The sequence below is a fragment of the Vibrio mimicus CAIM 602 genome (assembly GCF_000338875.1).
Classification (GTDB): Bacteria; Pseudomonadota; Gammaproteobacteria; order Enterobacterales; family Vibrionaceae; genus Vibrio; species Vibrio mimicus.
The window spans coordinates 1-26,374 of record NZ_AOMO01000021.1 but is presented as its reverse complement, the minus strand read 5'-3'; the positions used below and the strand labels follow the sequence as shown (position 1 = coordinate 26,374).

21 protein-coding genes, 2 tRNA genes and 3 pseudogenes are annotated in these 26,374 nt (G+C 44.6%); 11 read left to right on the top strand and 15 right to left on the bottom strand.

Annotated elements, in window-relative coordinates:
- Positions 1–164: 164 nt before the first annotated feature.
- The 3 genes from D908_RS15535 to D908_RS15545 all read right to left on the bottom strand — a co-directional run bounded on the left by D908_RS15535 (position 165) and on the right by D908_RS15545 (position 1,986).
- Entirely contained in the window at positions 165–1,598 is a 1,434-nt protein-coding gene (locus tag D908_RS15535) for an MDR family MFS transporter (protein WP_005522866.1), read from the bottom strand.
- Between the two features lie 212 nt (positions 1,599–1,810).
- A tRNA-Val gene (locus tag D908_RS15540) sits at positions 1,811–1,887 on the bottom strand.
- Positions 1,888–1,909: 22 nt separating this feature from the next.
- Positions 1,910–1,986, bottom strand: a tRNA-Val gene (locus D908_RS15545).
- A gap of 272 nt (positions 1,987–2,258) precedes the next feature.
- Here D908_RS15545 and D908_RS15550 point away from each other — a divergent pair.
- Positions 2,259–3,317, top strand: a complete 1,059-nt coding sequence (locus tag D908_RS15550) for a GGDEF domain-containing protein (RefSeq protein WP_005522865.1) — start codon at positions 2,259–2,261, stop codon at positions 3,315–3,317.
- Here the strand turns inward: D908_RS15550 and D908_RS0118940 are convergent.
- From D908_RS0118940 to D908_RS15570, 6 genes and pseudogenes are all read right to left on the bottom strand, one after another.
- Positions 3,318–3,999: pseudogene (locus D908_RS0118940) on the bottom strand (DUF2726 domain-containing protein).
- A gap of 184 nt (positions 4,000–4,183) precedes the next feature.
- Complete coding sequence (locus D908_RS15555) at positions 4,184–4,987, bottom strand: hypothetical protein (RefSeq protein ID WP_001219175.1); 804 nt, start codon at positions 4,985–4,987, stop codon at positions 4,184–4,186.
- Positions 4,988–5,122: 135 nt separating this feature from the next.
- Positions 5,123–6,100: a chemotaxis protein gene (locus tag D908_RS15560; RefSeq protein WP_000070388.1), complete on the bottom strand. Its 978-nt coding sequence runs from the start codon at positions 6,098–6,100 to the stop codon at positions 5,123–5,125.
- A 27-nt stretch (positions 6,101–6,127) separates the two neighbouring features.
- A pseudogene (locus D908_RS0118935) lies at positions 6,128–6,894 on the bottom strand (substrate-binding periplasmic protein).
- A 65-nt stretch (positions 6,895–6,959) separates the two neighbouring features.
- A complete protein-coding gene (locus D908_RS15565; protein ID WP_005522854.1) occupies positions 6,960–7,646 on the bottom strand; it encodes a response regulator in 687 nt (228 codons plus the stop codon).
- Positions 7,646–9,262 (bottom strand): ATP-binding protein, encoded by a 1,617-nt coding sequence (locus D908_RS15570; protein ID WP_005522848.1) that lies wholly within the window; start codon positions 9,260–9,262, stop codon positions 7,646–7,648. The genes D908_RS15565 and D908_RS15570 overlap by 1 nt, the downstream gene beginning before the upstream one ends.
- Before the next feature lie 326 nt (positions 9,263–9,588).
- Between D908_RS15570 and D908_RS15575 the strand changes: the two genes are divergently transcribed.
- The 5 genes from D908_RS15575 (at position 9,589) to D908_RS15595 (ending at position 14,715) form a co-directional block, all read left to right on the top strand.
- On the top strand, positions 9,589–9,822 hold the full coding sequence (locus D908_RS15575; RefSeq protein ID WP_000617374.1) for a hypothetical protein: 234 nt from the start codon (positions 9,589–9,591) through the stop codon (positions 9,820–9,822).
- 193 nt (positions 9,823–10,015) lie between these two features.
- Positions 10,016–11,434 carry a TolC family protein gene (locus D908_RS15580; RefSeq protein WP_005522846.1) on the top strand — a complete coding sequence of 473 codons (1,419 nt, stop codon included), beginning with the start codon at positions 10,016–10,018 and terminating at the stop codon, positions 11,432–11,434.
- An 11-nt stretch (positions 11,435–11,445) separates the two neighbouring features.
- Positions 11,446–12,420, top strand: coding sequence for an HlyD family secretion protein (locus D908_RS15585; protein ID WP_000859617.1), 975 nt, complete (start codon positions 11,446–11,448; stop codon positions 12,418–12,420).
- A gap of 1 nt (position 12,421) precedes the next feature.
- The gene (locus D908_RS15590) at positions 12,422–13,570 is read left to right on the top strand and encodes an ABC transporter permease (protein WP_005522844.1); all 1,149 of its coding nucleotides are present in this window, start codon (positions 12,422–12,424) and stop codon (positions 13,568–13,570) included.
- Positions 13,567–14,715: an ABC transporter permease gene (locus D908_RS15595; RefSeq protein ID WP_005522842.1), complete on the top strand. Its 1,149-nt coding sequence runs from the start codon at positions 13,567–13,569 to the stop codon at positions 14,713–14,715. The genes D908_RS15590 and D908_RS15595 overlap by 4 nt, the downstream gene beginning before the upstream one ends.
- A gap of 3 nt (positions 14,716–14,718) precedes the next feature.
- Here the strand turns inward: D908_RS15595 and D908_RS0118930 are convergent, their stop codons facing one another.
- Complete coding sequence (locus D908_RS0118930; protein WP_032467519.1) at positions 14,719–15,093, bottom strand: ATP-binding protein; 375 nt, start codon at positions 15,091–15,093, stop codon at positions 14,719–14,721.
- 139 nt (positions 15,094–15,232) lie between these two features.
- Between D908_RS0118930 and metA the strand changes: the two genes are divergently transcribed.
- The gene (gene metA, locus D908_RS15600; protein ID WP_001122737.1) at positions 15,233–16,174 is read left to right on the top strand and encodes a homoserine O-acetyltransferase MetA; all 942 of its coding nucleotides are present in this window, start codon (positions 15,233–15,235) and stop codon (positions 16,172–16,174) included.
- Between the two features lie 200 nt (positions 16,175–16,374).
- On the top strand, positions 16,375–17,088 hold the full coding sequence (gene pilW / locus D908_RS15605; protein WP_000831969.1) for a type IV pilus biogenesis/stability protein PilW: 714 nt from the start codon (positions 16,375–16,377) through the stop codon (positions 17,086–17,088).
- Positions 17,089–17,091: 3 nt separating this feature from the next.
- Here the strand turns inward: pilW and D908_RS15610 are convergent, their stop codons facing one another.
- The 3 genes from D908_RS15610 to D908_RS15620 all read right to left on the bottom strand — a co-directional run bounded on the left by D908_RS15610 (position 17,092) and on the right by D908_RS15620 (position 18,988).
- On the bottom strand, positions 17,092–17,316 hold the full coding sequence (locus tag D908_RS15610; RefSeq protein ID WP_001217310.1) for a hypothetical protein: 225 nt from the start codon (positions 17,314–17,316) through the stop codon (positions 17,092–17,094).
- 74 nt (positions 17,317–17,390) lie between these two features.
- A complete protein-coding gene (gene rlmF, locus D908_RS15615) occupies positions 17,391–18,485 on the bottom strand; it encodes a 23S rRNA (adenine(1618)-N(6))-methyltransferase RlmF (RefSeq protein WP_005522836.1) in 1,095 nt (364 codons plus the stop codon).
- Positions 18,482–18,988 carry a M48 metallopeptidase family protein gene (locus D908_RS15620; protein WP_005522834.1) on the bottom strand — a complete coding sequence of 169 codons (507 nt, stop codon included), beginning with the start codon at positions 18,986–18,988 and terminating at the stop codon, positions 18,482–18,484. Before D908_RS15620 ends, rlmF begins: the two co-directional genes overlap by 4 nt.
- Positions 18,989–19,162: 174 nt before the next feature.
- Here D908_RS15620 and D908_RS15625 point away from each other — a divergent pair, with 174 nt between their 5' ends.
- Positions 19,163–19,396: a glutaredoxin family protein gene (locus D908_RS15625; RefSeq protein ID WP_000832723.1), complete on the top strand. Its 234-nt coding sequence runs from the start codon at positions 19,163–19,165 to the stop codon at positions 19,394–19,396.
- A 13-nt stretch (positions 19,397–19,409) separates the two neighbouring features.
- On the opposite strand, the pseudogene D908_RS0118925 reads toward D908_RS15625, so the two are convergent.
- Positions 19,410–20,278, bottom strand: a pseudogene (locus D908_RS0118925) (LysR family transcriptional regulator).
- Positions 20,279–20,382: 104 nt separating this feature from the next.
- Here D908_RS0118925 and D908_RS15630 point away from each other — a divergent pair.
- Both D908_RS15630 and D908_RS15635 read left to right on the top strand, forming a co-directional pair.
- A complete protein-coding gene (locus D908_RS15630; RefSeq protein ID WP_005522833.1) occupies positions 20,383–21,600 on the top strand; it encodes an MFS transporter in 1,218 nt (405 codons plus the stop codon).
- A gap of 108 nt (positions 21,601–21,708) precedes the next feature.
- Complete coding sequence (locus D908_RS15635; RefSeq protein ID WP_000102798.1) at positions 21,709–22,257, top strand: DUF1415 domain-containing protein; 549 nt, start codon at positions 21,709–21,711, stop codon at positions 22,255–22,257.
- A gap of 100 nt (positions 22,258–22,357) precedes the next feature.
- On the opposite strand, the gene D908_RS15640 is transcribed toward D908_RS15635, so the two are convergent.
- Positions 22,358–26,281 (bottom strand): type I secretion C-terminal target domain-containing protein, encoded by a 3,924-nt coding sequence (locus D908_RS15640; protein ID WP_235047342.1) that lies wholly within the window; start codon positions 26,279–26,281, stop codon positions 22,358–22,360.
- Positions 26,282–26,374 lie beyond the last annotated feature (93 nt).

Below are 26,374 nucleotides of genomic sequence, written 5' to 3'. Positions count from 1 at the left end.
CACAGTTATAAGTGCGGTAACGAACAATGAAACAAAACCAATCTATTTATTATGACCATACAGAATAGCCAATGGTTAAACGTTTACACTTGCTGTTGAAAACAGGATTATTGATCTTGGGCGAATCGACACTGGCTGATTTTTATTACTTCTACTGTTCAGATTTAGGAATCGAACGCGTAGTCATCCAATTGAATTTTCGGGGCTCGTAAAGCGTTAAAAGCACCAAATAATGCCAGCAAAGAGGCGACAGCAAATCCAATGTGGAAAGCATGCAACACTTCATTTTGTGGTAGTGCAGCAATGGCTTGCAACCCACTGTGTGGAGAGATTTCAGGTAATAAAGAGTAGATTAGAGTGCCAAAAAACGCGGTTCCGACTGAGGCTCCCAACGATCGGCTTAGCGAGGCCATGGCGGTAATGCGCCCCAAATTGGCTTTACCCGCAAGAGTTTGTATCAGTACTTGTGTGGATGGCATTACCGTACCCAACCCTAAACCACATAGCGCCGCACACGCACTGACTGCATTTGCCTGCAATGGAAATATAGCCAACACCGCAAACGCACAACTGCTTAAACTCATTCCACATACGGGCAAAAATTTCGGCACTCCCGTTTTGGCAATGACTTTGCCTGTGATGTAGGCACCGCCAATGATGCCACATGAAAGAGGGATCAATAGAAAACCTGACTGTGCAGCATTAACCCGTAACCCTAACTGCAGGTAGATTGGCAAAAAGAAGATCAACGCAAACAGGCAAGCCGCAAAAATGAATGTGGATAGCAGCGGAATGTGAATCTCGCGCTTCGCCAACAAGGCAAGCGGAAGGAATGAAGCTTTAACTCTTTTTTGCTGAGCCACAAACAGAAATGAAGTAACGGCAAATAACCCCACAAGAGTGAAACTGGTGGTCGAGAACCAAGGAAAATAATGCCCACCCGCGGAAAGCCAATAGATGATCAATGTCATCATGCTGGGGAATAAAATCAGTCCAGCAACATCAATCGAGGCATCCGATTTGCGAGAGGTCTGCACAAACTTGAACTTAGATAGTTTGTATAAAGCCAAGCCAACCAGAGGTAAGTTAAACCAAAACAACCACTGCCAAGAGAGATAAGTCACAAGCACCCCACCCAAAACAGGCCCACCGATACTTGCAATCGCGAACAATGAAGAAAAGTAACCTTGGAATCGGGCACGTTCCCGTGGCGGAACCAATTCACCAATCAGAGCTTGCGACAAGCTCATCAAACCACCGCTTCCTAAGCCTTGCACTATCCTACCCGCCACCAGCATCGGCATACTGGTGGCAAAAGCACAGATGACGGAGCCCAATGCAAAAATCACTAACGATGTCATCAGCATCGGCTTTCGGCCATATTGATCGCCTAACCAGCCATACACTGGCACACTGGCTGCACTAGCCAGCATGTAGCCAATCGCAATCCACGATGAAAGTTGTAAATTACCTAGGTCACGAACAATGGCGGGCGTAGCGGTAGCAAGCAGTGTTTGATCCACCGCCGCCAAAAACATTGGCAGAAATACGGTGAAGAAAATACTCAGAAAGGTTTTCTTATCTACTGGCTGTGACATACATCCCCTCACCTACGCCATAGCGCATACCACATTGATTCAATACAAAAAACGCTTACTAATGATAGATCAATGCCGACTCGATTGTGACTCGGTATTTCATACTAAGCTCAATTTATATGAACAGAAATGAGTAGAAAGTGAATTGGCAGACAGAAACAACAAAGCCCACTGAAAGTGGGCTTTGTTGTTTGTTCTTAATGAACGAATTCTGGTGCGTCTAAGTGGACTCGAACCACCGACCCCCACCATGTCAAGGTGGTGCTCTAACCAACTGAGCTATAGACGCATGCTATTTTGTAAGTTTCTCATGGTGCGTCCGAGTGGACTCGAACCACCGACCCCCACCATGTCAAGGTGGTGCTCTAACCAACTGAGCTACGGACGCATCGCTTTAGAACGAGGTGGATATTAGCGGCAGTTTTTCTGACGTGCAAGCCCAATTTCTTTGTTTTTGAACCGTTTGGCTTTTCCGCAATCAGTTTGTTGTTTTTTTGTTCTTTTAAAAATTAATTTCTGATGTCGTTCTGTAAAAACTTCCACCTTTTAAAGAATTAGAGCGCCGTCTACTTTTGTGATGTGCATTCAGAAGCAAAGTTGATCACGACGTTCAACTCTGTACTATAAACGCTTACCTTTAGCCCCGGAGAGGGTCAGTACATGGATGCTAGGTTATTTGACAATACGCAGACGCTACGAGCTTCAGTGCTTTGCGGCCTGAGTTTTTTTTGGGCATTGATTGCTTTTATGATGGCAATGATCAATTTTTTGTCGCTCAAGCAATTCGAGTTAGCCTTAGTTGAATCCGTGTGTGCGATTTACTCTCTCTATATCCATACGCTCGCAAAGAAGCGTGCTCATACTGAAGGGCAAATTTACCTCTATTTGTTTGTATTAACTGGTACCACATTGTTTGCGACTTATATGAAACCCTTGGTCATGGGGGTTTATGTTTGGAGCTGCTTTGTACCGATTCTGTTTTACATTTTTACTTCTGCCCGCTTTGCCTTTTTGACCTCTTCTCTTTTTCTCATTCTTCAAAGCGGTATTGTTTATTGGCAATTGCAAAATGAGCCGCTTATCTCTTGGTCTGTTTCACTTCATTTATCTTTCGCCTATATCGGGATTTGGGTTGTTTCTCATGTGTATGAGCAAAATCGACGTAAAATTGAAAACTCTCTGCTCTACCTCGCCTCGCGAGATCCACTGACCAGTGCACACAATCGGTTATCACTCACGACCTCTTTCCAGCATTTCGAGCAATTTAATGATCAAACCACGCTCAGTTTGCTCGTGATTGATTTGGATTTCTTTAAATCCATTAACGATCAGTTTGGTCATGATACTGGCGATAAAGTGCTGATTGAGACAACACGGCTACTCGCTCAAGTGGTGGGTGACAATAATTTGTATCGAATTGGCGGTGAAGAGTTCTGCGTTACCTTATTTGATCAATCGCTTGAACAAGCGGAGCGGGTTTGCGAGCGGTTAAGAGCCATTATCAGCCAGCACATCTTTGCATTTGGTGATAAACGAGTGCAGGTCACAATCAGTATTGGAGTATGTGAATATCAGCCTGGAGATCAACTTAATGATCTCCTCAAGTTTGCTGATATAGAGCTTTATCGAGCCAAGAAAGCCGGAAGAAATCAGGTTCGCTTATTCAAACATGCACAAACTCAGCCAGATACCACGAGTCAGCAAACCGAAAGCCTCTGATTAGTTGTTATCCGCACTCTCCTCTTCTTCAAATTCATAAACCACATTGTAGTTTTCAGTGTATGAACAGTGTGGTTGTCGGCTGCATGTGAAGAATCGACGCCCGCGGTACTCACCTTGCGTTGCAACCTTGATCACCATCGGGCTGCCACAACGTTTACAGAATCTGACTTCCTGATCAGGTTGAATCAAATCAATATGAGCCGCCAACAAGCGCCGCAATTTACCAACTTGGTAACTCATTCGAACGTTCGTCCCGATGAGCGGAATATTGGCTGATTTACAAACATGGAGAAGTAACTTTTCGCGCTCTACTTTTGCCTTTTTGCAGCTCTTTACCGTCATCTAATTCAATGACAACTCTTGGCTCAAGTGTTCTTGCATCACACACCAAAAAATCAAAGTAGCTTTTTGAAATCTTGTTGTAAGCGATAAACCAATGTTTCTTATTGGCCATTTTATGAGGAGTGATGACATTCGCCATGTTCACCTTCGCCAGTACAACACCATGATCACCAACGGCACTCACTAAAGCGTTATAAAAAGCGCTCTCTTTCATATCAAGCAGTGGCCCTTTCTTTTTATAGCCATACTCCTTGGTGTCATCATGGCGAATCACATACTTCTGGATAAAGATAAAGAACAAGACGAGCAGTACGACGACAATAAAAATTTCAACCATAGAATCATTTGAACCACAGTAAGTGAAGAAGAGTCTGAACCTCATTAGCGCCCAGAAATTACCGCAGTATGGGCAACCTCACAAGGTCGATGACGATCGCATTTCTATTGATAACTGATGTTGCAATGAAAGACCAGTTTCGGTTGCAGTTTTTGTGCGGAAAATAAAGGAGTTAAGTACAAGTTTATTGAGTTTGCTCCGGCATTTTCAGTTCAATCACTTGCCTTTGCTTGAGCCTTAACAGGGTAAGTGATTCCCCCCAATACTTCTCAATCAACGAATTCATTAAACCGGATTCTTTCGCGTTATTCAGCGCTTTTTCCAATATGCCTTGATACTTTGCCGTTTGCGGGCTGAGGTAGAAAACAAAATCACTTTGATATTGAAAAAGAAGATGTTGCTCAATGGCTAGATAAGGGTTGAGCAATGATTCTTGATAAATTTCCGTCACGCCACGCGGAAAATAGTTGACCTCCCCTGTCACAGAAAGCTTTTTATAAAGATCACGCCATTCACCCGACTGAATATAAAAAGGTAGCTGGCTATTACGCCAAACCGTAATGTCTAACCAACGCTCACCTAATCCAGCAACGAGCTGTGTTTTACGCATATCATCCAAGGATGCCACTTTATTAAAGCGCTCTTGCAAACTCGGGGGAATTAGCAGCACACGTTGCCCGATTAAACCGTTGGTTAATGGTACGTCGACATGGGCAAAATGTTTGTCACGTTCTTCACTTTCTAATAGCCAAGTCAGGGAAAGTTGGTCGTTCTCCACCATTTTTACCACACGTTTCTGTGGAAGATGTGAATACGGAGTTTCGATAACTAAGGAGATACCTTGTGCTTCGAGTGCACGAGTGAGAAGTTCATGATAATACGCGTGACCATTATCATTTTGTGCGGGCAGAACTAATGTGATGGTTTGGGGGGCGGCCAAAACACTGGACGAAAGCCAGAGCAGAATCGATAACCAAAATATTCGCATATCACCCCCACCGCGACTTAATTCGCTAGCATTCAAGCATCTACCGATAAAAAGGCAGAAACCATTCACTTTAAAACGCTGTTACGATGGAGAAACACCTATCGATAGAGGAAGCGGAGCTATGCTCCGCATCGCTCACAGGTTGAGTACGTATTTATCCATCATAGACACCATTTTGCCGATTTCCGGCTTGGTGATAGTGTCGTTGGCACCAAGTGCCAGTGCTTTTGATCGGTTATCATCACTCATCAAGGATGAGAACATCACAATAGGCATCGCCGTGTAGGATTCATCATCACGCAAGCGTTTCACTAAGTGCATACCATCCATACGAGGCATCTCAACGTCAGTAACGACGGCATCAACCAGTTCGCTAACGGGGATGTTCTCTTCTTGGGACACTTTCTTAATTTCCATCAGTTTTTCATACGCTTCACCACCGTCTTTACAAGCGATGATGTTGTAACCCGCGGAACTGAGCGTATCTTGAATCAAACTACGAATGAAGGCGGAGTCGTCCACCACCATAACGGTTTTCGCGTTGCGCTTAGTGACCATACGTTGGTTCAGGTCAACTTTTCTATCAACCGTCACATCGTATTTTTCCATACTCAATTCGGGGTTGATGTCCGCGATAATCTTCTCGAAATCGAGGATCATGATGAGCTTTTTATCTTGACGAACAACCGCAACCACACAGTCTTGTTCGCCAGCTTCAAGGAACTGGCTTGGTGATTCCACATCATTCCAAGAGATACGATGAATACGGCTGATGCTGTCAATTAAGAATCCATTGGTCATCCGGTTGAAGTCAGTCACTATCACGTATTTCTTGCTGATATCGGTCGAAGTGGGAACACCGAGCCAGCCAGCTAAATCCACTAACGGCGTTAAAATTTCCCGTGAAGAAAACACACCGATCATGTGAGGTTGTGCATTTGGATAATCTGTGGTTTCCGGAACTCGGATAACTTCACGAACTTTAGCGACGTTAATGCCGTAGTAACACGTCTTGGTTCGCCCGTCAGGAAGCACTTTCTCGAGATGAAATTCAATGATCTCTAACTCGTTAGTGCCGCTTTCAGTCAAAATAGTACTGCTTGGGTTGCTCATAATGGTCACATCTTCTCGGGATGGTTATCAATACTTGTTCAGTATGGCTTGATACCGATTTACACCATTTTCATCGACACTATTTTTAATCAGTTCAATGCCTTTCTGTAAATCATCCAATACTGACTTATCTATATTTTTGTTAAATGCGTAATACAGTGAACCTTGCATCAAAACGTACACCGTTTCAAATTCTTCAACAGGAAATCGATCTTGGCTCATCCACCAAAGCGCTGTCCTCTCATCATAGGCAAGCAGATCAATGCGGTGTTTCAAGAGCTGTTCAGCCAAACTTGTTACTGTCGAGCCCTCAACCATAGATTCTCTTGGCACACCGATTTGCAGTAGTTGCTGCTCACCAATATCATCACGGATTACACCGATTCGATGATTACCAAGCTCAATGGGGTCAGTCACCTTGATATGGCTTGATTTCCGAGCAAATACGACAACTTTAATATCGGCAATCGGGCTACCCAGTTAAATAAGTTTTCTCGATGCACTGTACGGGTGGTTGAAAACAGCACTGCATCTGGTTTTAGCAGCGCCGACCGATAAGAACGTGGCCAAGGCTGCACTAAAATCTGTTCAGGGTCCAAGCTTACATTGACCTCAGCCGCGGCTTGTTGAAGTAAATCAACCGCAATGCCTGTGGTTTTGCCATCTTGAATAAAATTTAGAGGCGGATAGTTTTCCGTGTAATACGTTAACGATTCCAAACCTTGGGCTTGAACACTCAGGTTTAAACCCCAAAAAACACCCAGTACTGTTGTCAAACAAAAACGCCACTGCATCTGTCGACCTCATCACATTCGTGTAATCTGTTTAAACTTTAGATGCAGTTATCCAATCCGTCTAATCAGGAGGTATGGCGTTGTACTTTGCGGTAAGTTCGCTCTGGACGACCAACCGTACCATAACTGAGATCAGCCTCCAACTCCCCAGCACTGATAAGATACTCAAGATATCGTCTCGCTGTTGTGCGGCTGGCTCCAATTTTGTCACCCGCTTCATCGGCTGTGAGCATGCCAGTGGTTTGAAATAACACACGAATTTTATCTAACGTCACCGCATCGATCCCTTTCGGCAAACGCTGAGGCATTGACTCAGAGGTGTGCGGGGTGAACATTTTGTCCACCTTGTGCTGATCAAAATCCGCCAACTGTTTTAACTCTATTTGCCGCATTTGATATTTTTTTAATGCGGCTTCAAGTCTTGGAAACATCACTGGCTTGAGCAAATAATCTACCACACCGCCACGCATGGCTTGTTGTAGTGTGTCCACTTCGCGCGCAGCCGTAATTAGAATGACATCGCAATGTACATTGCGTCCCCGAATCCACTGTAAAAGTTCAAGCCCGGTGCCATCAGGAAGATAAACATCCAGCAGCACCAGATCCGGATTGAGCACTTCCATTTGCAAACGCGCATCAGCTTGTGAAGTCGCGATGCCAACCACGTCAAAGCCTTCCAACTGGCTTAAATAACGGTGATGAAGTTGAGCTATCGCTGCATCATCTTCAATGATCAGGATACGGGTATTCATTACATTTCATCCTTGGGTAAATAGACCGTCATTCGTGTACCTTGTGCTTTACTGTGCATGTCTAATTGTCCTTGATAACGATCAGCCAATTGTTTAACCAAGTAGAGGCCAACACCTCGATTCTGTTTGGCTTTGCTTGATACCCCTTTTTCCGTGAGTTGCCACTGCTCCAACTCTTGGGGTAAGCCGCATCCTTGATCGTCCACTTCCAAAATGATCTCATTACCAAAGTCGCTGACAGAAACTTCAATGATTCTACGCTCTTGCGGCACTGCCGAGAGTGTTCGAATCGCACTCAATGTCGCGTCGAATGCGTTATCAATAAGATTGCCTAAAATAGTCACCACATCTTCCGCTTTAATATGTGGCGGCAAACTTTCTAAACGAGCGCCTTCTTCAACCATCAGTTCCAAACCAAGCTCACGGGCTCGCTCTGTCTTGCCAAGCAACATGCCAGCAATCAGAGGATCTTTGATGGTTTCACGTAAAAACTCGATCAGTGATTGATAGTGCTCTGTTTCCTGACCAATCAATTGCTGCACAGCCTCAAGCTCACCCATTTGCAGTAATCCACTGATAGTATTTAATTTATTTCTGTGCTCATGGGTTTGAGAACGCAGCATTTCTGCGTATTCACGAGTTTGAGCCAGTTGCTCAGTCAGCTCATTGATTTCATCACGCAAGCGAAAACTTGATACCGCGCCCACCACTTTACCTTCCACCACAATTGGGCTGCGGTTGGCGATAATCCAATGCTTATTGAGATAGAGTTCAATGTCGTGGTCAGTACGTCCTGTGGCAAGCACGGTGTAGAGATCGCTTTCCGGCAAGATGGCCGTCAAACGACGATTCAATGCTTGCTCGCGCTTTAGTCCCAAGATCTCGCAAGCGCTCTTGTTGATGGAACGTAAAATGCCTTTGTCATCGATGCTGATAATGCCCTCTTTGAGGGTACTCATAGTGACATCCAGTTCGACATACAACCGGCCGATTTCCTCTGGCTCGAAGCCTAATATGGCACGTTGGAAACGTCTTGATGCGTAACTTGAAACCAGCGCATTGGCCCCGACCACTAAGAGTGCGGTCGCAATCAAATAAAACAGAAATGGCTCGACTCTATCTTGCAAACGCTCAATCAGGTAACCCACTGATACGACACCGATAATCTGACCATTACGATCAACGACTGCCGATTTACCACGTACCGATTTGCCTAATGAACCTTGTGCAAATGATACATAAGCCTCGCCTTCCAACAACGCTCTGTCGTTATCTCCGCCAACCATGGGTTTACCAATTCGCTCATCAAGCGGATGCACAAGCCGAATCCCTTTATTGTTACCAATTACAATAAAGGCGGCTCCGATAAGCTGAGTGAGTTCACGATAAGCTTGTTGTTGCTCTTCAGTGGCGTTACCCACTTTGATCATTGAGATAACTGCGGGAGTTTGGGCAAGAAATGCAGCGACACCCAAAGCCTTTTGCCCGACATCCTGTTCCTGAGAATGTTTAACGTACATGAACCCAGCCGCAACCAAGAGTAGCAGTTCAATCAATCCTGATAAGGTCATGATGATTAACATCCGCTTGCGGAAGGTAATGCTACTCCACACCATAGTTCACTCCTTGTTGGCGAGTGAAAATTAACATCAATTTAATATTGGCGCGAAGTCTGCAATGAATAAGTGTGAGGCTGGCACGGGATTCGCGTATCCCATACTTCTCACTGGTTAAATTAGCCCCAAACAAGAAAACTAATTGCATATTGAATTTATGGCACAGCTCACAACAATTGTGCGTTTTGTCGCCACATCCAAAAGGTGACAGGACTATACTTAATGCGCAGTGAGCATAAACTTAACTGGGATGCAATCAGGCATAAAAATGAAAATAGGCGGTTGCGACCAAGTTCACTCAATAATACGTCAGAAGGAATAGGAACATGATAAGAGATGCTTTTGGAATATGCCTTTCCAAAGACATGCTTTGTGAACATCTACACTCGACATTCACCCATGTGAGGGCTTATGAAATCGAGTCAGAGGCACATGATGAAATGCGTGTATTGTTTGCGTTTCCTCAGATGTCTGGCAAAGACGTACTCACAACGATGCAGGGAACTAAAAAGTTAGTTTGGAGAGCTGATTACCATTGCCCTTCCTACCCGCATTGCTAACTGCTTATCCTTTGAATCAAGCAGAGAGTAAAAAAACCACACCAAATATCGTTTTTGGTATTTCTATTCGTTATCCACAGAACTGGCTTGCTCTTGCAAGTCAGTTTTTTATACTGCATCCATAAACTCTTTGTTTGACTTAGTTTCCTAAAAAATAGAGCATTAGCTCTAAACCTATTCTGTCGAGCCCAAAATGAAAGTGAAACTTCTCTCTCTGGTGGTCTGCTCATTACTCTCCGTGCCGACTGTCCATGCTGCTCCCCTCTCATTTCAAGACGCTTGGGAGATGCTACAGCTGCAAAATAATTCGCTGGCAGCACAAAGAGCCAATGTTGAGCGTTATGCACACCTTAAAGACGCAACGCAAAATCTTAACTTGCCTTCAGTCACTGTGGGGGCAAATTTTACTCGTTTGGATCAAGATGTAACCCTTTCTGGCAAGCAGATCTTTGATAGTACAGGTCAACCGTTGCCAGCATTACCCCCGACTCTCGGGCAATTAGTTGCAGGTTTAGGCTCAATTCAATCCACCGTTACTGAGCGCGATATTTTCACTTCCTCCATCCGTGCGATTTGGCCCATTTTCACTGGTGGGCGCATCACCGCCGCGCAAGATGCCGCGCAAGGTAAAGAACATGAGGCACAAAGCCAACTAGCGATGGAAGTGCAAGCGCGTTATGAAGATTTAGCTAAGTATTACTTCAGTGTAGTGCTGGCTAAAGAAGTGCTCGCAACTCGTATCGCTGTCGAAGAAGGGCTAGCTCAACACCGAGATAACGCCGTTAAGCTTGAGCAACAGGGGCAAATTGCTCATGTTGAGCGTCTGCAGGCGGAGGCTTCTCTCGATAAAGCAAAAGTGGAGCGTAAGAAAGCCCAGAAGACCTTGGATATTGCACAAAGTGCTCTCACTCAGATCTTAGGCGCTTCAGATCCGGTGGAACCCAACGGAACCTTGTTTATTAATACCAGCCTGCCGCCGATGCAAGCCTTTATCGAGCAGACTCTAAACACCTATCCCGGCCTAAGCTTGCTGGATGCAAAAGAAAAACAAGCCAGCAGTCTCATTAAAGCGGAACAAGGTAAATACTACCCAAATGTTTATCTCTATGGCGATTACAGCCTGCATGAAGATGATTCACTCGCTAGTCAAATGAAACCTGATTGGTTAGTGGGCGTTGGGGTGAGTATTCCGCTGATTGAAAATACAGGGCGCAGCGAACAAGTGAAAGCCGCGAATAGCGCCGTCAATCAAGTTCGTTATTTGAAAGCGCAGGCCAAACAAGACCTGAGCGTTTTGGTTGAAAAAACTTATCTAGAAGCTGAGCAAGCGCTAGAAGAAGTCACCGGACTCAACTCAAGCCTACATTTGGCACAAGAGAACCTGCGTTTACGTCAAAAAGCATTCAGCCAAGGTTTATCCACCTCTGTCGATGTGGTGGATGCCGAGCTCTATCTGGCCAGCATTCGTACTCAGCAATCTCTGGCGAGCTTTAACTATCTCATTTCACTGAATAAATTATTGGCATTGGCTAGCGAAATGAACAGTTTCTCCACTTACAACCAATCTGCAGTTTCACTCTCTTCACTGCACCAAAACGCAACGGCTAAGTAAAAGGAATCGCAATGAAAACGGTAAAAACAACCATAATGACCCTCACTGCTGTCGCCGTTGTTGGCTGGATTGGTTATCGATTTTATCAAGCATATCAACCAGAACCAGTTACTTTACAAGGTCAAATTGAGTCTCAACAGTACAGCATTTCCTCTAAAGTGCCGGGGCGTATTGACCAAGTTTTAGTACGTAAAGGCGATCAAGTTGAAAAAGGCCAACTGATTTTTACCCTGCTCAGCCCTGAAATTGATGCCAAGTTAGAGCAAGCCATCGCAGGTCAAAAAGCGGCTGGCGCTCTTGCTCAAGAAGCGGAAAATGGCGCTCGCGAGCAGCAAATTCAAGCTGCGAAAGATCAATGGCTCAAAGCACAAGCGGCTGCAGATCTCGCCGAAAAAACTTATCTCCGTGTAAACAACCTTTATAACGATGGTGTGGTTTCTGAGCAAAAACGTGACGAAGCCAAAACTCAATGGCAAGCGGCGAAATACACCGAAAGTGCCGCGCTACAAATGTATGAGCTAGCAAAAGAAGGCGCGCGTGAAGAAACCAAGCAAGCCGCCCTCGAAAAAGCTCGCATGGCAGCAGGTGCGGTGGCTGAAGTAGAAGCTTACGCAGCAGATACCAAAATTCAAAGCTGGTTTGACGGTGAAGTTTCACAGGTTTTGATGCACAGTGGTGAACTTGCACCGCAAGGCTTCCCTGTTGTCACTGTAGTGGACACCCAAGATACTTGGGCGGTGTTTAACGTACGTGAAGACCTACTCAAACACTTTACTCAAGGCACACAGTTTGAGGCCTACTTGCCTGCCCTCGATAAAAGCGTTGAGTTTAAAGTGACTCATGTAGCGGTAATGGGAGACTTCGCGACATGGCGTTCTACCGATGCAACCCAAGGTTTCGATCTGCGTACTTTTGAAGTCGAAGCCCGTCCGGTCAAGCCGACCGAAGGTTTGCGCATGGGCATGAGTGTCGTGGTTAAGTTATAAAATGAAACATGCAATCCCTGCTCAATGGACGTTACTGCGTCACGATAAATGGTTGCTCTCATGCTTAACTTGGGTGCCGCTCCTACTCGCGGCCTCAATCTGGTGGATTTTCTCACAAGGCATCGCTCGGGATCTGCCATTCGGCGTGGTGGATTTATCCCATAGCCAACTCTCTCGTCAATTGATTCGTGAAGTCGATTCCACTTCAACACTGCATGTTAATGAACATTATGCGAGTGTTGATGAAGCCAGTGAAGCAATGCGCAGTAATCAAATTTATGGCTTTATGGTGATCCCTGCGCAGTTTGATAAAGCGATTTATCGCCAAGAGCAACCGCAGGTGACCACCTTTTACAACAGCCAGATGATTCTGGTCGGAAAACTGGTGAATTCCGCTGTCGTTCAAGCGCAAGGCACGTTTAATGCGCAGGTGGATGTGATGAAAAATCTCGCGACCAAAAGCCATACTACGCTTGCTGCAATGGGGCGTTCGGTGCCTGTACGTACGCAAATCACCCCTCTTTTTAACCAAAACACGAACTACGCACAATTTTTGGTTTCAGCTATTGTTCCCGCGTTATGGCAAATAACTATCGTTGTGAGCACCATTTTGATTCTGGCGGCTAACTACCGTCACTATGGTTTGAAAACTTGGTTAGCTGACTCACCATTACGCCATTTGACTCGTACTCTACTTCCTTATCTGCCGATCTTTATGTTGCAGGGGTTAGGCTTTTTAATTTGGTTTTATGATGTTCTACGCTGGCCAATGTTCGGGCACTTTTCCGTGTTATTGGTTGCACAAGCTATTACTGTTATCGCTTGCGTCATCATGGGGGCGTTTTTCTACTTCCTGACTTTGGATCCTGCCCGCGCCATGAGTTTCGCCGGAGCCTTCACCGCGCCAAGTTTTGCGTTTATGGGCATCACCTTTCCGGCCAGTGACATGAATTCGCTCGCCCAAGTATGGCGTAACCTATTGCCAATCAGCCATTACATTGAAGTGCAGGTGAACCAAGTCAGCTATGGTCTCGATGCATTAGCGTCGCTGCAACCTTTATTCGCTATGATTGGGTATCTCATACCACTGGGTTTGGTCTTCATTTTGCTCCGCAAACATCTAGCGCATGAAACCGGAGAAGCCGTATGACGTTGTTTGAACTGATCAAAGCTGAATTGAAAGCACTCATCACCAATCCAGTCGTTGTGCTCACGGTTTTTGGTGGAGTGATCTTTTATTCCTTTCTCTACCCGCTTCCTTACGCGAAGCAGATCCCGCGCGAACAAACTGTTTCTGTCGTCAATCTCGATCAGAGTCAAGCCAGCTACCGTCTTGAACGCATGGTAGATGCCACACCGCAGGTTAAAATTGTTCGTCGCGATCACACCCTTGCGGATGCCAAACAAGCTTTTTTAGATAAAAAAGTCGCTGGTATCTTAGTCATCCCTGAGCACTTCTATAAGGATCTGCTGTTAGGAAAAAGCCCGACTCTCGCCTATGCAGGGGATGCTTCCTATTTTCTGGTGTACGGTACGATTGTTGAAGGCTTAGCCCAAGCTGGCGGAACACTGGCTGCTCAAACAAAAGTGAGCCGTTTAGTGGTGGAAGGTGAACCAATGGCGTTTGCAGCGCAGCATTTCTCCCCGACCAGCGCCAATCTCAAACCGACGTTTAACCCACGTATGGGTTATGTTGATTACGTGGTTCCAGCCGTCTTTGTACTGATTCTACAGCAAACGTTAATCATGGCTGCGGGACTCATGGTGGGAACCCAAAAACAAGGACATGGTTACTGGAGCCGTGTTTCCCCAGCCAAACTGCTGTTTGTGCGTAGCTTTGTGCTGGTTGCCGTCTACTATCTGTTGAGCCTGTATTATTTCGGTGCCAGTTTTGATTTACACGGGGTGAATACCTTAGCTAAGTCCAGTGATCTTCTCAGTTTATTACTGCCATTTTTGTTAGCCTGTAGCTTTATAGGCATCTGTTTGGGTGCGGCGACCCCAAGACGGGAACTGGTGACTTTGGTGGTATTAATCAGCTCGATGCCGCTGATCTTTACCGCAGGTTTTATTTGGCCAGTTGAGATGATTCCTTCACCACTCGTTTGGCTTGCTCAATGCTTCCCAAGTACGCCTGCAATCCAAGGTTTTCTGGGTTTAAACCAAATGGCCGCCAGTTGGTCAACGATCGCACCGAAATGGACGCTACTTTGGGTACAAGCCGTAATATGGGGCGGTTTGGCGTTTTATCTCTTGCGCCAAGATCTCCAGCGCACCGCAAAAAATCCACAGTAATTCTCACTCTTGCCACTGTTGGCGCATACGTTCGACAGTGGCAACATCTACCCCATGTACGTTTTGATAACTCTCTCGGCATACTATAATAGTGAGCTTGGCTCGATACCTGCGTGCAAGTTTCCGATACGCCGCCATCTCCCAATGCCGCACAAAGGTATTCGATACCACGACATGTTTGCCTTGCTGTAACCAATATTCCGTTTGTTCTTGGCACCATTGATGTGCTTGCGCTAGACGCTCTGGGCGAAAATGGTATTCACCATGCTCATTCACAAAGTACATATCCGCCTCCAAATGTATGGCAGGTAAAGTCTTCGCTAAGGTAGATTTTCCGGAACCGGGTAAACCACGAATCAAGGTTAAATGGGGTCTCATAACAGCTTCACAGTAGGCAATTGAGCCCAAAGATACTAACTTAGATTAAGGTTCCGTGCATTTTGCTATCGACAATAATTTTTGGTTGAGTTATAAGTCTAGATGTTTAGACGTCCAAATTAAGCTTAGGGAGAAAGCTGTGCCGATTAGAATCCCCGATCAATTACCGGCAAGTGATGTGTTACGTAACGAAAATATCTTCGTTATGTCGGAATCGCGTGCTTCGACGCAAGAGATACGCCCACTCAAGGTCTTGTTATTAAACTTAATGCCAAAAAAAATTGAGACAGAAACTCAGTTTTTACGCCTGCTCTCCAACTCCCCACTGCAAGTTGATATCGAGCTGCTGCGCATTGATGATCGCCCAAGTAAAAACACACCGGAAGAACATCTCAACACCTTCTATCGCCAATTTGAGTTGGTCAAAAACCGTAATTTCGACGGGTTGATCATCACTGGCGCGCCTCTTGGTTTAGTACAGTTTGAAGATGTGGCTTATTGGGACCATTTACAGAACGTGATGACTTGGGCGAAAGCACACGTTACTTCCACACTCTATATTTGCTGGGCTGCGCAAGCAGGCTTAAAACTGCTCTATAACCTGCCTAAGCGTACCCGTGAAGAGAAACTTTCCGGCGTGTACTATCACGACATTCATCAAGCCTTTCATCCGTTGTTACGCGGATTTGATGATCGCTTTTTAGCACCTCACTCTCGTTATGCAGATTTTGAAGCAGATTTTCTGACAGAGCATACTGATCTTGATATTCTTGCCACCTCGGATGTGGCAGGTGTCTATCTAGCGGCGACGAAAGACAAGCGCAATGTTTTTGTTACTGGCCATCCTGAATATGATGCCTTCACTTTGCACACCGAATATGTGCGAGATCTCGGAGAAGGACTCAACCCGGCGATTCCAGTGAACTACTACCCGAATGACAACCCAGATAATAAACCTTGTGCTAGCTGGCGTAGCCACGGGCATCTATTGTTTGCTAACTGGTTGAACTACTGTGTTTACCAACAAACACCGTATGATCTGGAACAGTTCAGTGAAGCCAACTTCACGAAAGACGAATAATAATACTTGGCCGCCACGAGCGGCCTTTTTTATACCGATGGGAATTCAAGCCAACATTAAGCGTTGTGAACTTGATGTGATGACTTCATCAAACACGGAAATAAGCACTTTAGATTTGCCAACTGACTCGCAGACTTCGTTTGCACTGCTCGGCCTCCAGACTGAATTGCCTATCATTGGGGCGTTGACTGGAGGGATGTATGAAAAGAGTGTTTGCATTAGGCGTTTTGTTCGCCCTAAGTGGCTGTGTAACCGTAACTGAATCCTCAGAGGCTGCCGCGCAAAGCAACCCAACTGAAATGGCTGAAGCACGTATCGCACTTGGTTTAGGCTATTTAGAAAATGGCAGCATGATTAAAGCACGCGAGAACTTAGAAAAAGCGTTGCAACATGCCCCAAGCTACTACCGCTCACAACTCTCCATGGCACACTATTTTGAAGCCGTGGGTGAGAGCGATTCTGCACGAAAAATGTATCAAACCGCTTTAAATCAGCATCCTAAAAACGGCAACGTACTCAATAATTTCGGTACTTTTTTATGTAAACAGGGCGACTACGAAACGGCGGATAACTATTTCCGGCGAGCTGTTGCTCAACCTTATTATTATCTGATCTCTGCCAGCTATGAGAATGCCGCACTGTGTGCATTAAAGTCAGGACAAAATGATAAAGCTCGTGACTATTTTAAACGTGCCGTTGATCATGACCCTACCCGACTTCTATCCATTCTTCAGCTAACCAAAATGGAAATTGAAGCCGGCGAATATACTCAAGCTCGCATACGTTTAATGAGCTTGAATCAGCGTTATGGCTATCAAAAAGCCTCACTCAAATTGCTCATTGAGTTAGAGAAACGTGCAGGTAATTCAGCTTTGGAACAAAAATACCAAGCCTTATTCGACACGCTCTCTTAAGGTTTACTTGATATTGGTTGGCCGACCACCACCTTTGCGATCCCGGTAATGAGTACGACGTAGACGGCGCACCTTTTTGGCGCGCTGGATTTTTTGGTATTCGCGATAAACAATACGAATAAAAAAAACAAGTCCAATCAACAACAAGAGTGTAAAAATACTCATAAAAGGAACACACAGCCAGTGTGGTTGGCAGGGTGCGTAGAGTGGGACGTCTTCGATTCTCATCTTGTCCCTCCTTTCGTTTAGTCTTTGATCAAATTGAGCTTATTGTTTAATACTAGTGCCTTAGCAACAGAGTATCACTTTGTCTGCCACCACAGCTTGCGCTGCTCTGCATTTTGAAAACTCCAAGCAATAAAGCGGCTGATCTTCTGTCCTTGTGCCATCTCTATTACCTGTATCGACTGAGCACCCAATTTTTCCAGCTGTTTCTTCATGCCGCGCACATTATCCCCCTTAGAAATCAAGGTGGTAAACCACAGCACTTGCTGAGCAAATTGCTGGCTTTCTACCGCCATTTTTCCAATGAAGGCCGCCTCTCCACCCGGGCACCATAGTTCTGCTTTCTGCCCACCAAAGTTTAATGCTGCGGTTTGTGCTGAGGTACGCACCGTTGTACGACCTTTTTTACGTTGATTCGCTTGAAGGTTATTTTGCTTACGCAGCGTACCTTGTTGTGCTTCAGTGAGTGAGGCATGAAATGGCGGGTTGCAAGTAGTCAGCGTGTAACGTTCCCCTTCGCCGATCACACCTTTAAAGATACTATGACTGTCATTTTGTAGGCGACACTCGATCTTACCTTGTAGCTTCGGGTTGCTGTTAACAATCAAACTCGCTTGTTTGATTGAAACTGGGTCAATATCACTGCCTACCCAAGACCAGCCATATTCGGTAGCACCCACAATAGGGTAAATACAGTTAGCCCCGACACCAATATCCAGTGCAGTAACTTGTGAATGCGCTAAATCAGGACAGTCTTTTATAAGCAGATCGGCAGCGCGGTGAATATAATCCGCACGACCCGGGATCGGCGGACACAAAAAGCCCTGTGGAATATCCCAATAAGTGACACCGTAATGAAGAGCCAACAATGCTTTATTCAGTAATTTAACGGCTATTGGGTCAGCAAAATTGATTGTCGATTGCCCTTTAGGATTTTTAATGACATGAGATTGCAGTTCTGGCACGACTTTAATCAACGCAGGAAAATCATACTGTCCACGATGACGATTTCGCGGGTGCAACCCAGATTTTACTGCTGCAACTTCGAGGTCTTGCATTTTGTTAACCTGAGGCCTTTTGATTTGTGGCTTTTTGGCCTGCGGTTTGTTCGCTAGTGATTTGCTGTTTTGCGCTACTTTCAGCCCGATTTTAGGCTTAGGTTTGTTGTTCATGCCTTACCTGCCTTAAGCTCCAGTACCATCATGTATAACCTTGCATCCAGTTCTAACTGATGATAATTCGGTTCCATATGGCAGCAGAGCTGATAAAACGCTTTGTTGTGTTCTTTCTCTTTTAAATGTGCGAGTTCATGCACCACTAGCATGCGCAATAATGGCTCCGGTGCTTGTTTAAAAACATTGGCAATCCGGATCTCATTTTTCGCTTTGAGCTTATTTCCATGCACCCGTGAAACATAACTGTGTAACCCAAGAGCATTGTTTATCAGGTGGATTTTCCCGTCGTACACCACTTTGCTCAGCGGTGCCGTCTTCTTCATATATTGGTTTTTCAACGCCATCGTGAAATCAAACAGCGCTTTTTCACTTTGGATATCGTGTCGATCTGGATAACGTTGCTCAAACCAAGTCACCAGTCTGTCGTTTTCCAGCAGTTGAGCGACTTGTTCAACAATATGTGGGGGATATCCCTGAATGTACTTCAGTGCGGGGTGCATACTCATTTCACACGCTCAGTTCGGGGGGGTTGCAAAAAGGTCGGCAAGTTTACTCAATTTCCACTCAAGAATCATCCTTCACCTGTTAGGACAATCGTTTCAAACGCAGTGATGTTTGCATCTCAACCCGACTCTCGTTACACTTTGCGCCCTTTTGATTCATGAGAGACTTCTATGAAACGCGTGGTTTTGTACGTTAAAGATAAATGCCCACATTGCAAAGATGCCCAGCGTTATCTGGACTCAAAAGGCATTAAATACCGCTTATGTAATGCAAAAATGGAGCGCGGCCGTAAGGAATTGGATGCGCTTGGTGCACGTAGTGTGCCTGTACTCAAAATTGGCGACCGCTTGATGATCGGCTGGAACCATACCAATTTTGAGCGCATCTACGGCAGTAAAGACTGATCACCTCTTCGTTTTAAACGTACTTTTTCACAAATTCGATAAAGGTACGATCGGCATTAGAAAGATAACCTTCTTTCCTCCATGCTAGCGCCAAATCCAACCACACTGGCGGTTCAAATGGGATCGCCTTCACTTCTTGCTCATTACTAGTCACCAATTCAAGCAGTGCCGTAATCGCATATTCATGCTTCACTATGCTTAATATCATGGGCAACAGATTGGTTTCAAAAGAAAAATCAGCGGTAATTTTATACTCTCGGCAGACTTTATCGATAAAGTCGCGGTGAAAATAGCCGGGTTTAAACATCACCAGTTCATGCTCAAAAAATTCCGTAAAGGTGAGATTTGTACGCTGAGCTAGTTCATGGTTTTTACCCACGACAGCCACCATTTGTGAAGAGAGCAATGGATCCGCTTCCAAATCCTCCGGTAAGTCATGGTTTAAAATAACCCCAATATCCAACTCTCCAGACAGCAACATTTTACGAATGGACTGTGTGCCGGCTTCAATCACCGTCATTTTTAAATTCGGAAAGTGACTTTTGAACGCCATGATAATTTCGGGGAAGAAGTAAGAACCCATCATGCTCGGCGCACCAAGTCGAACTTCTCCTTTTACTACCCCTTTAAGCTCATCGACAGCCAATTGTGCATCATTCACTTGCTGCAAAATTCGTTTGGCGTGTTCAAGTAACACTTCTCCTTCATGGGTCAGTGCGACTTTTCTCTCATCCTTTTAAACAGGGTAACGCCTAACTGCTGCTCAAATTTTTTAATTGAAATGCTGAGCGCTGGCTGCGCAATATGCAGTTGTTGGGCAGCTAATGTAAAACTCCCCCATTCTGCCACAGTGACAAAGTGGCGTAGTTGTCGGACTTCCATCATATATCCTGTATATCACTATCATAACTTTAATATATTTCATTAATCATGAGGCCACTGCTATCGTGATCACATCACCGCCTTTTAGTACCTCGGATCGCTGTATGATTGAACTGCATTCTCCTCAATATTTAAAAGTGACGTTTGCCCTCGCTTTCGGATCATTTCTCGTGTTCTGCAATCTTTACCTTTTCCAGCCAATGCTGCCTTATCTGGCTAATCATTTTGCTGTTTCTGAAACTCGAATTAACTGGTTGTTTGCTGCTTCAACGTTCTCTTTGTCTCTCTGTCTTGTTCCTTGGGCAGTAACTTCAGAGGCGGTTGGGCGTCGCTTGGTCATGCTCACTGGCTTATTTGCCATGCCTCTCATTGGGTTAGCGATGCTTTATGCAGAGCAATTTTGGTTTTTAGTTCTGACTCGCGCATTGATGGGCGTTGCTTTGGCGGCTTTTGCTTCGGTAGCTGTAGCGTATATGGTAGAAGAGCTTTCACCTCAGGCCTTTGGTAAAGCCATTGGAGGCTACATTGCCGCTAACTCTCTTGGCGGAATTACAGGGCGTATTGCCGGAGGTTTACTCACTGATGCGCTCGGCTGGCAGCATGCAGTCATCGCAATGGCGATTTTCACGTTGATTGGCGCGCTTTTAGTCGCTTATTTACTGCCAGTACAACAACATTTTAAGCCCCAACGCGGACTGTTTTTCCACCACAATCGTGCTTTAGTGAAGCACCTAAAAAATCGGACTTTGTGGCTTGCAATGTTGATTGGAGGAGTGAACTTTGCGTTATTCGTGAACCTCTATTCAGTCATGGGATTTCGCTTGGTAGCAGAGCCCTATTCACTTCCCATTGGTATTGCTTCACTGATTTTCGTTTGCTATTTGGCGGGCACATTGAGTTCCAAATTAACCGCCAATTGGAATCGGCGTTTTGCTGCCATTCCTGGGATGATGCTTGGCGCGTTGATCAGTATGTCAGGCATGCTCATTGCGCTCATTGAAGCAATACCCGCCATGCTCCTCGGTCTGATTTTAATCAGCTTTGGAGCATTTTTCACCCACACTTTGGCTTACGCTTGGGTGAGCCAAAAAGCGACACAAGCCAAAGCCACCGCAACAGCACTCTATCTAGTGCATTACTATATCGGTGGCAGTTTAGGCGGATTCTATCTACTTTATTGCTGGCAACACGGTGGTTGGGCGATGGTTACACTCGGAGGCTTAATTCTCTATGTTGTATTGTTTATTCTAGGTTGGCGATTAAGCCGACAAAATAAACAAACACCACATGGTAGCCAGGCTTTGGTCAGTCCTTCTGTATAAGATGTGATATGCTCAGCGCCAATTGATAAAAACCATTCTCGTAGCCATCATCAGCGAGTGGCGTCTTAGAGTAATGGTATAACCAGAAGTGATAAACTGAGCTCAACCATGTCAACGGAAACCATCATTCAAGAAGTCGATCATTGGCTTAATCAAGTCGTGATCGGCTTAAACTTATGCCCATTTGCGGCGAAACCACAGCGCAATAAACAAATTAAGATCTATGTCAGCGAGGCGAATGATGAAGAATCTCTGCTGCAAGATATCTACGATCAGCTGCTAGAACTCGATAGTAAAGAGCCACAAGAGCTTGAAACCACACTCGTGGTAGTCCCAAACCTGCTGCACGATTTTGTCGATTACAATTTCTATATCGACTGGGTTGAGGCATTAATTCGCCAGCAAGACTGGGAAGGCATCTTTCAGGTCGCGACATTTCATCCCGATTACTGCTTCGCAGGCACAGAACCAGAAGATGATGAGAATCTTACCAACCGTTCACCCTACCCGATTTTCCATCTGATCCGTGAAGAGAGTATGGAAAAAGTGCTCAAACACTACCCGAATCCAGAAGCGATCCCTGATACCAACATCGAAAGAGTGAGTAACCTTTCTGCTGAAGAAAGAAAACTGCTCTTTCCATATCTGTTTCGCTGATTGCATCAAAAAAGCACGCGCAACAAAGCTCGTGAATACTCACAAGAACAGCAGATTCAAGACAGAAAAATCCCGCCAATCGGCGGGATTTTCTTAACGTTTAATCTTCCTTAATCTGAATTATTGAAGACAGATTATTAATCAGGTCTGTCGCTGAGACTCCGTCCAATTGAATGGTGACATGCTCAGTCACGCTCTTGTTGATAACGATTTCTGAATCCTGTCCTTTCTCGGTTATCTCAATAACATGACTGTTCAGAAGCTGATCTAAAGTTCTTGATTCATCAGAGAAAAGATCACTTAAATCGATCTTATCTTCTCCAATCGTAAAGTCAGTAATTCGATCTTTACTACCATCGAGATCTCTATCAACCCACTTGAAGAGGTCTTCACCTTCACCACCAGTTAAGATGTCATTGCCAAGCCCACCGATAAGAATGTCATCGTCATCACCACCAATCAGTGTGTCATTGCCCTTACCACCATATAACGTATCCTTACCCACACCACCATCAAGATAATCATTACCACCCTGACCAAATAGAATGTCATTACCTAAACCGCCAGTAAGTCTATCATCCTGATGATTGTTTGCAGAAATATCAAACTCCGAAGTATGCTGGCTAATATACTGATGTACTTGGAAATCAGAAACACTCTCTTCACCAAGCTTGTTAGCAACGTAATTTTGAATTGCCTCGTATCCTTGGCCAACAATACCTGAAAATACTACTGAGTCTCCAAATAGAATATCGTTACCTGCACCGCCATCAAGTATATCTTTGGTAGGTACAAGGGTTTCAATTTTCCCTAGGATAGTATCTGCCAGATTAGAAACATTTAGGTCATTCGCAATAATTTTATCTGTATCAAAATCCTTTAAATAGTCCGTTGCGATATTGCTACCAATACCAATCGCTTCAACCGTTACGTTAGTAAGTGTCTGGAATGCGTATCTAGCTTCATCGTAGTCAATAGTTTCTGTTGATGAACCTCCGACTATTTTTACAACTTCAACATGCCCGGTACCATCTGGACGGATATTATATCCAAGATCCTTCCACGTCTGATTTTTGTAATATTGTATTGCTCCATCAACATTAATACGTATTGCTTGATCATCATTTGCAGTCGGAATATTTTGATTCTTAGCAAACTCTAGAGGCGATGTTAATGGATAAGTTAAACTCGCTACAATAGCTGAAAATGATTGTAATGAGGTGCTGCTAGAGCCCACTTTCCAATCTGATATATTCACTGATTCATTATATGCCGTTGCTTTACCATCAGTAATGAAGTAGGCAATATTTGATGCACCAACATTATTAATCGCATCTTGGCTTAAGAACCAGTTAGCTGTCGTTTTAAATACATCTTCATAATTTGTACCACCGCCAGACTGCATCGAATTGAGTACAGACTCTAACTTGGTCAAAGCATCGCCATCAGAAAGATTTACTGATATTGATTGTCTTGATGGGTTATCAAAATCAACTAAGAAGATATTTACCTTACCAGAATATTCTCCAACACTATTTTTTAGTGAACTAAACACGGTAGACAATTGCGTTTTAATCGTTCCAACACTATTAGCATCTAAACTACCTGAGGAATCGACCATAAAGGCAATATTATAATTTTGCCCAGGAACAACAACGGTGCCCTGTAAATCACCCACAGCAACATCATGCTCAGCGCCAAACGTGATATTTTGTTCACCAGGTACCGCTTCATGGCCTGCAAACGAGCTCAGTTGAACAGAATCATGACCAGATGCCTGAACCGAATTGCTCTTCTCTTCAGAAATCGCTGTAACAGTTAGGTTCAGTTGTCCTTCAGAACCACTAGGCACTTTGACTTGATAAGTAGCATTATTATCCCAGCCACCAGAAACGATGATTTTTCCTTCGCTGTTAGCAACACCTAGCAAATCATTACCTCGGTATATTAAGGTACCCTCAATCAAGCCAGACAACTCGACGCTGTCAATTAATTCGCTACCATCGGTATCCGTTAATTCGACAGTTATAGCAACCTTATATTCTGTGTACGACTGCTCTTTAACCCATTCACCCTTGCTTGCATCGAAATAATATGTGCCATCTGCAAATTGAAGTCTCTCAATCGAATAAAGTTGATCAGTTCCCTCTCCAGCATACGGATTATCAACAGTAACAAGCTTATCTTTAACTTGGAAATTAGGTACACCACCTCCGTCATAGGAAATAGAGCCGATTTCATATTCAGAGAAATTCTTAGCATAAACAGCCGTGTCTACACCATCACCACCACGTAGTGCATCATCTCCTTGTTCGCCAATTAGAATATCGTTACCCGAACCACCAGTTAAAGAGTCATTAACCCACTGGATATTCGTACCATCTGAATTACCAAGAATTGCATCATCACCAGCCAAGATTTGGTCATAAGTCGTATTATTTGTTTGAATACTATCATTCAAACCCATACCACGAATGGCATTACTCTGATTGGTATTTATGACATTCGGGTTATCTTGTCCGTCTGTTAAAGTGATCTTGTTATACGAAGAATCAATATTATCCCAGCCTAAATAATTTTTTCCGCCAACCAAATGTTCTGGTGTGCCACTAACAAAGGCCCCCTCGGACAGTAGGGCAACAGTCACTTTTGGTTTATCTGCAACCGCAGACACATCAATAACAACAGAATGCTCCCGGCTAGTACTAATGCCATCAGAAACTTTGAAATCAAACTTCGCATAATCCGATTGTTGATCCCCCACCACATTACCTGATTGTGACGTTGTATTGGTGCTTGACTCATCACTTACTGGAGTAAATATCAATTTCCCAGCTTTAATATCTTCATAACTGATTTCACTACCAATAGTGATGAATGAACCATTTAGAGTTAATCGTCCATTGTCAGGCAAAGAACCAATGATTACAGATAATGATGATGGAAGTGTATCGACATCCGTTACTCCGAAATCAGACCACTTAAATACATAGTGTTGATCTTCGTTTGTAACAACATGTGCGTCTTCCGCAACAGGAGTACGATCTGCATTCGAATTGTTGACGGTTACAGTTGCTTCATTACTTAACGAACCTTCACTATCAATAGCCTGATATTTAAACGTTTCATCTGCTGGCAAAGACTCCACGTATCTCAGCTCCCAGTTACCATCACCAAGAGTTGAGAATGAAAGTTGAGTGATAGTCAAACCACTAGGAGCAGAATGACTCCATTCTTGTAGCAATCCTTCATCGCCATAAACTCCACTTGGCTTACGTACTTCGAATTGTTCTGTCGTTCCATCACTGTAAGTAACAGTAATTAATGCAGCACCAGGATCACGACTTTCGAACAAACCACCCAACCCATCTAAACCAACTTTAATTTGGTGCGCTGGTTCAGAAGAGAAGTTGATTGAAATGCGCTCACCTGCTTCAATTCCTGAACCATCATTGTCTCCGATTCCATGACCGACATGGCTAGCCTGATTTTCGTACTGCGTTAATGGCCCAGAATTACTGGATATGGTAATAACATCGCCATTGGCTAATTCAACCTCACGGACCTTACCTTCAGCATCAATCTGGCTGCCCCAATTTAAGAAGCCGCCTCCTTTTAATGAGCTATCTGGTACATCTTTAGAACCCAACAAGAAACCAAGGCCATCAGTAGGTTGATATGAAACCCGATCAGATTCAAATTGTGATTTTGCAGTAACATCCTCAAGAGTAATTACACGAGATACACCATTGAGATCTGTATAGATCAATCGACCAGCTTCCGGTAACTCAGTAATAATAATTTTTAGAGCAGCATTGCCACCATTAGCAGCATCATCTTCCTCATCAGAAATATTATCCCCATGGGCACCATTAGGGTTATTAAAACCAATTAGCACCCCATAATCTGAGTTGGATTCAATCATAAAATCTTTGGCAATTGGACCGTCGTTTTCTGCCGCATACGTTGGCGTATCGCTGTCCGTCGCCGTCGCATTTGCGCTATCGGTCGCCGTCAGGCTCACCGCTGGCAAGGTCACGCCCGCATTGACCGCGTCAACACCCGCTGGCGTCAACACCACATCGGTGCCGCGGATTTCGTAGTAACCCTCGGTGTT

What these genes read in the sequence shown, in the direction of transcription:
- D908_RS15535 (WP_005522866.1), bottom strand. Translation starts at nt 1,598, where the DNA reads ATGTCACAGCCAGTAGATAAGAAAACCTTTCTGAGTATTTTCTTCACC.
- D908_RS15550 (WP_005522865.1), top strand. Translation starts at nt 2,259, where the DNA reads ATGGATGCTAGGTTATTTGACAATACGCAGACGCTACGAGCTTCAGTG.
- D908_RS15555 (WP_001219175.1), bottom strand. Translation starts at nt 4,987, where the DNA reads ATGCGAATATTTTGGTTATCGATTCTGCTCTGGCTTTCGTCCAGTGTT.
- D908_RS15560 (WP_000070388.1), bottom strand. Translation starts at nt 6,100, where the DNA reads ATGAGCAACCCAAGCAGTACTATTTTGACTGAAAGCGGCACTAACGAG.
- D908_RS15565 (WP_005522854.1), bottom strand. Translation starts at nt 7,646, where the DNA reads ATGAATACCCGTATCCTGATCATTGAAGATGATGCAGCGATAGCTCAA.
- D908_RS15570 (WP_005522848.1), bottom strand. Translation starts at nt 9,262, where the DNA reads ATGGTGTGGAGTAGCATTACCTTCCGCAAGCGGATGTTAATCATCATG.
- D908_RS15575 (WP_000617374.1), top strand. Translation starts at nt 9,589, where the DNA reads ATGATAAGAGATGCTTTTGGAATATGCCTTTCCAAAGACATGCTTTGT.
- D908_RS15580 (WP_005522846.1), top strand. Translation starts at nt 10,016, where the DNA reads ATGAAAGTGAAACTTCTCTCTCTGGTGGTCTGCTCATTACTCTCCGTG.
- D908_RS15585 (WP_000859617.1), top strand. Translation starts at nt 11,446, where the DNA reads ATGAAAACGGTAAAAACAACCATAATGACCCTCACTGCTGTCGCCGTT.
- D908_RS15590 (WP_005522844.1), top strand. Translation starts at nt 12,422, where the DNA reads ATGAAACATGCAATCCCTGCTCAATGGACGTTACTGCGTCACGATAAA.
- D908_RS15595 (WP_005522842.1), top strand. Translation starts at nt 13,567, where the DNA reads ATGACGTTGTTTGAACTGATCAAAGCTGAATTGAAAGCACTCATCACC.
- D908_RS0118930 (WP_032467519.1), bottom strand. Translation starts at nt 15,093, where the DNA reads ATGAGACCCCATTTAACCTTGATTCGTGGTTTACCCGGTTCCGGAAAA.
- pilW (WP_000831969.1), top strand. Translation starts at nt 16,375, where the DNA reads ATGAAAAGAGTGTTTGCATTAGGCGTTTTGTTCGCCCTAAGTGGCTGT.
- D908_RS15610 (WP_001217310.1), bottom strand. Translation starts at nt 17,316, where the DNA reads ATGAGAATCGAAGACGTCCCACTCTACGCACCCTGCCAACCACACTGG.
- rlmF (WP_005522836.1), bottom strand. Translation starts at nt 18,485, where the DNA reads ATGAACAACAAACCTAAGCCTAAAATCGGGCTGAAAGTAGCGCAAAAC.
- D908_RS15620 (WP_005522834.1), bottom strand. Translation starts at nt 18,988, where the DNA reads ATGCACCCCGCACTGAAGTACATTCAGGGATATCCCCCACATATTGTT.
- D908_RS15625 (WP_000832723.1), top strand. Translation starts at nt 19,163, where the DNA reads ATGAAACGCGTGGTTTTGTACGTTAAAGATAAATGCCCACATTGCAAA.
- D908_RS15630 (WP_005522833.1), top strand. Translation starts at nt 20,383, where the DNA reads ATGATTGAACTGCATTCTCCTCAATATTTAAAAGTGACGTTTGCCCTC.
- D908_RS15635 (WP_000102798.1), top strand. Translation starts at nt 21,709, where the DNA reads ATGTCAACGGAAACCATCATTCAAGAAGTCGATCATTGGCTTAATCAA.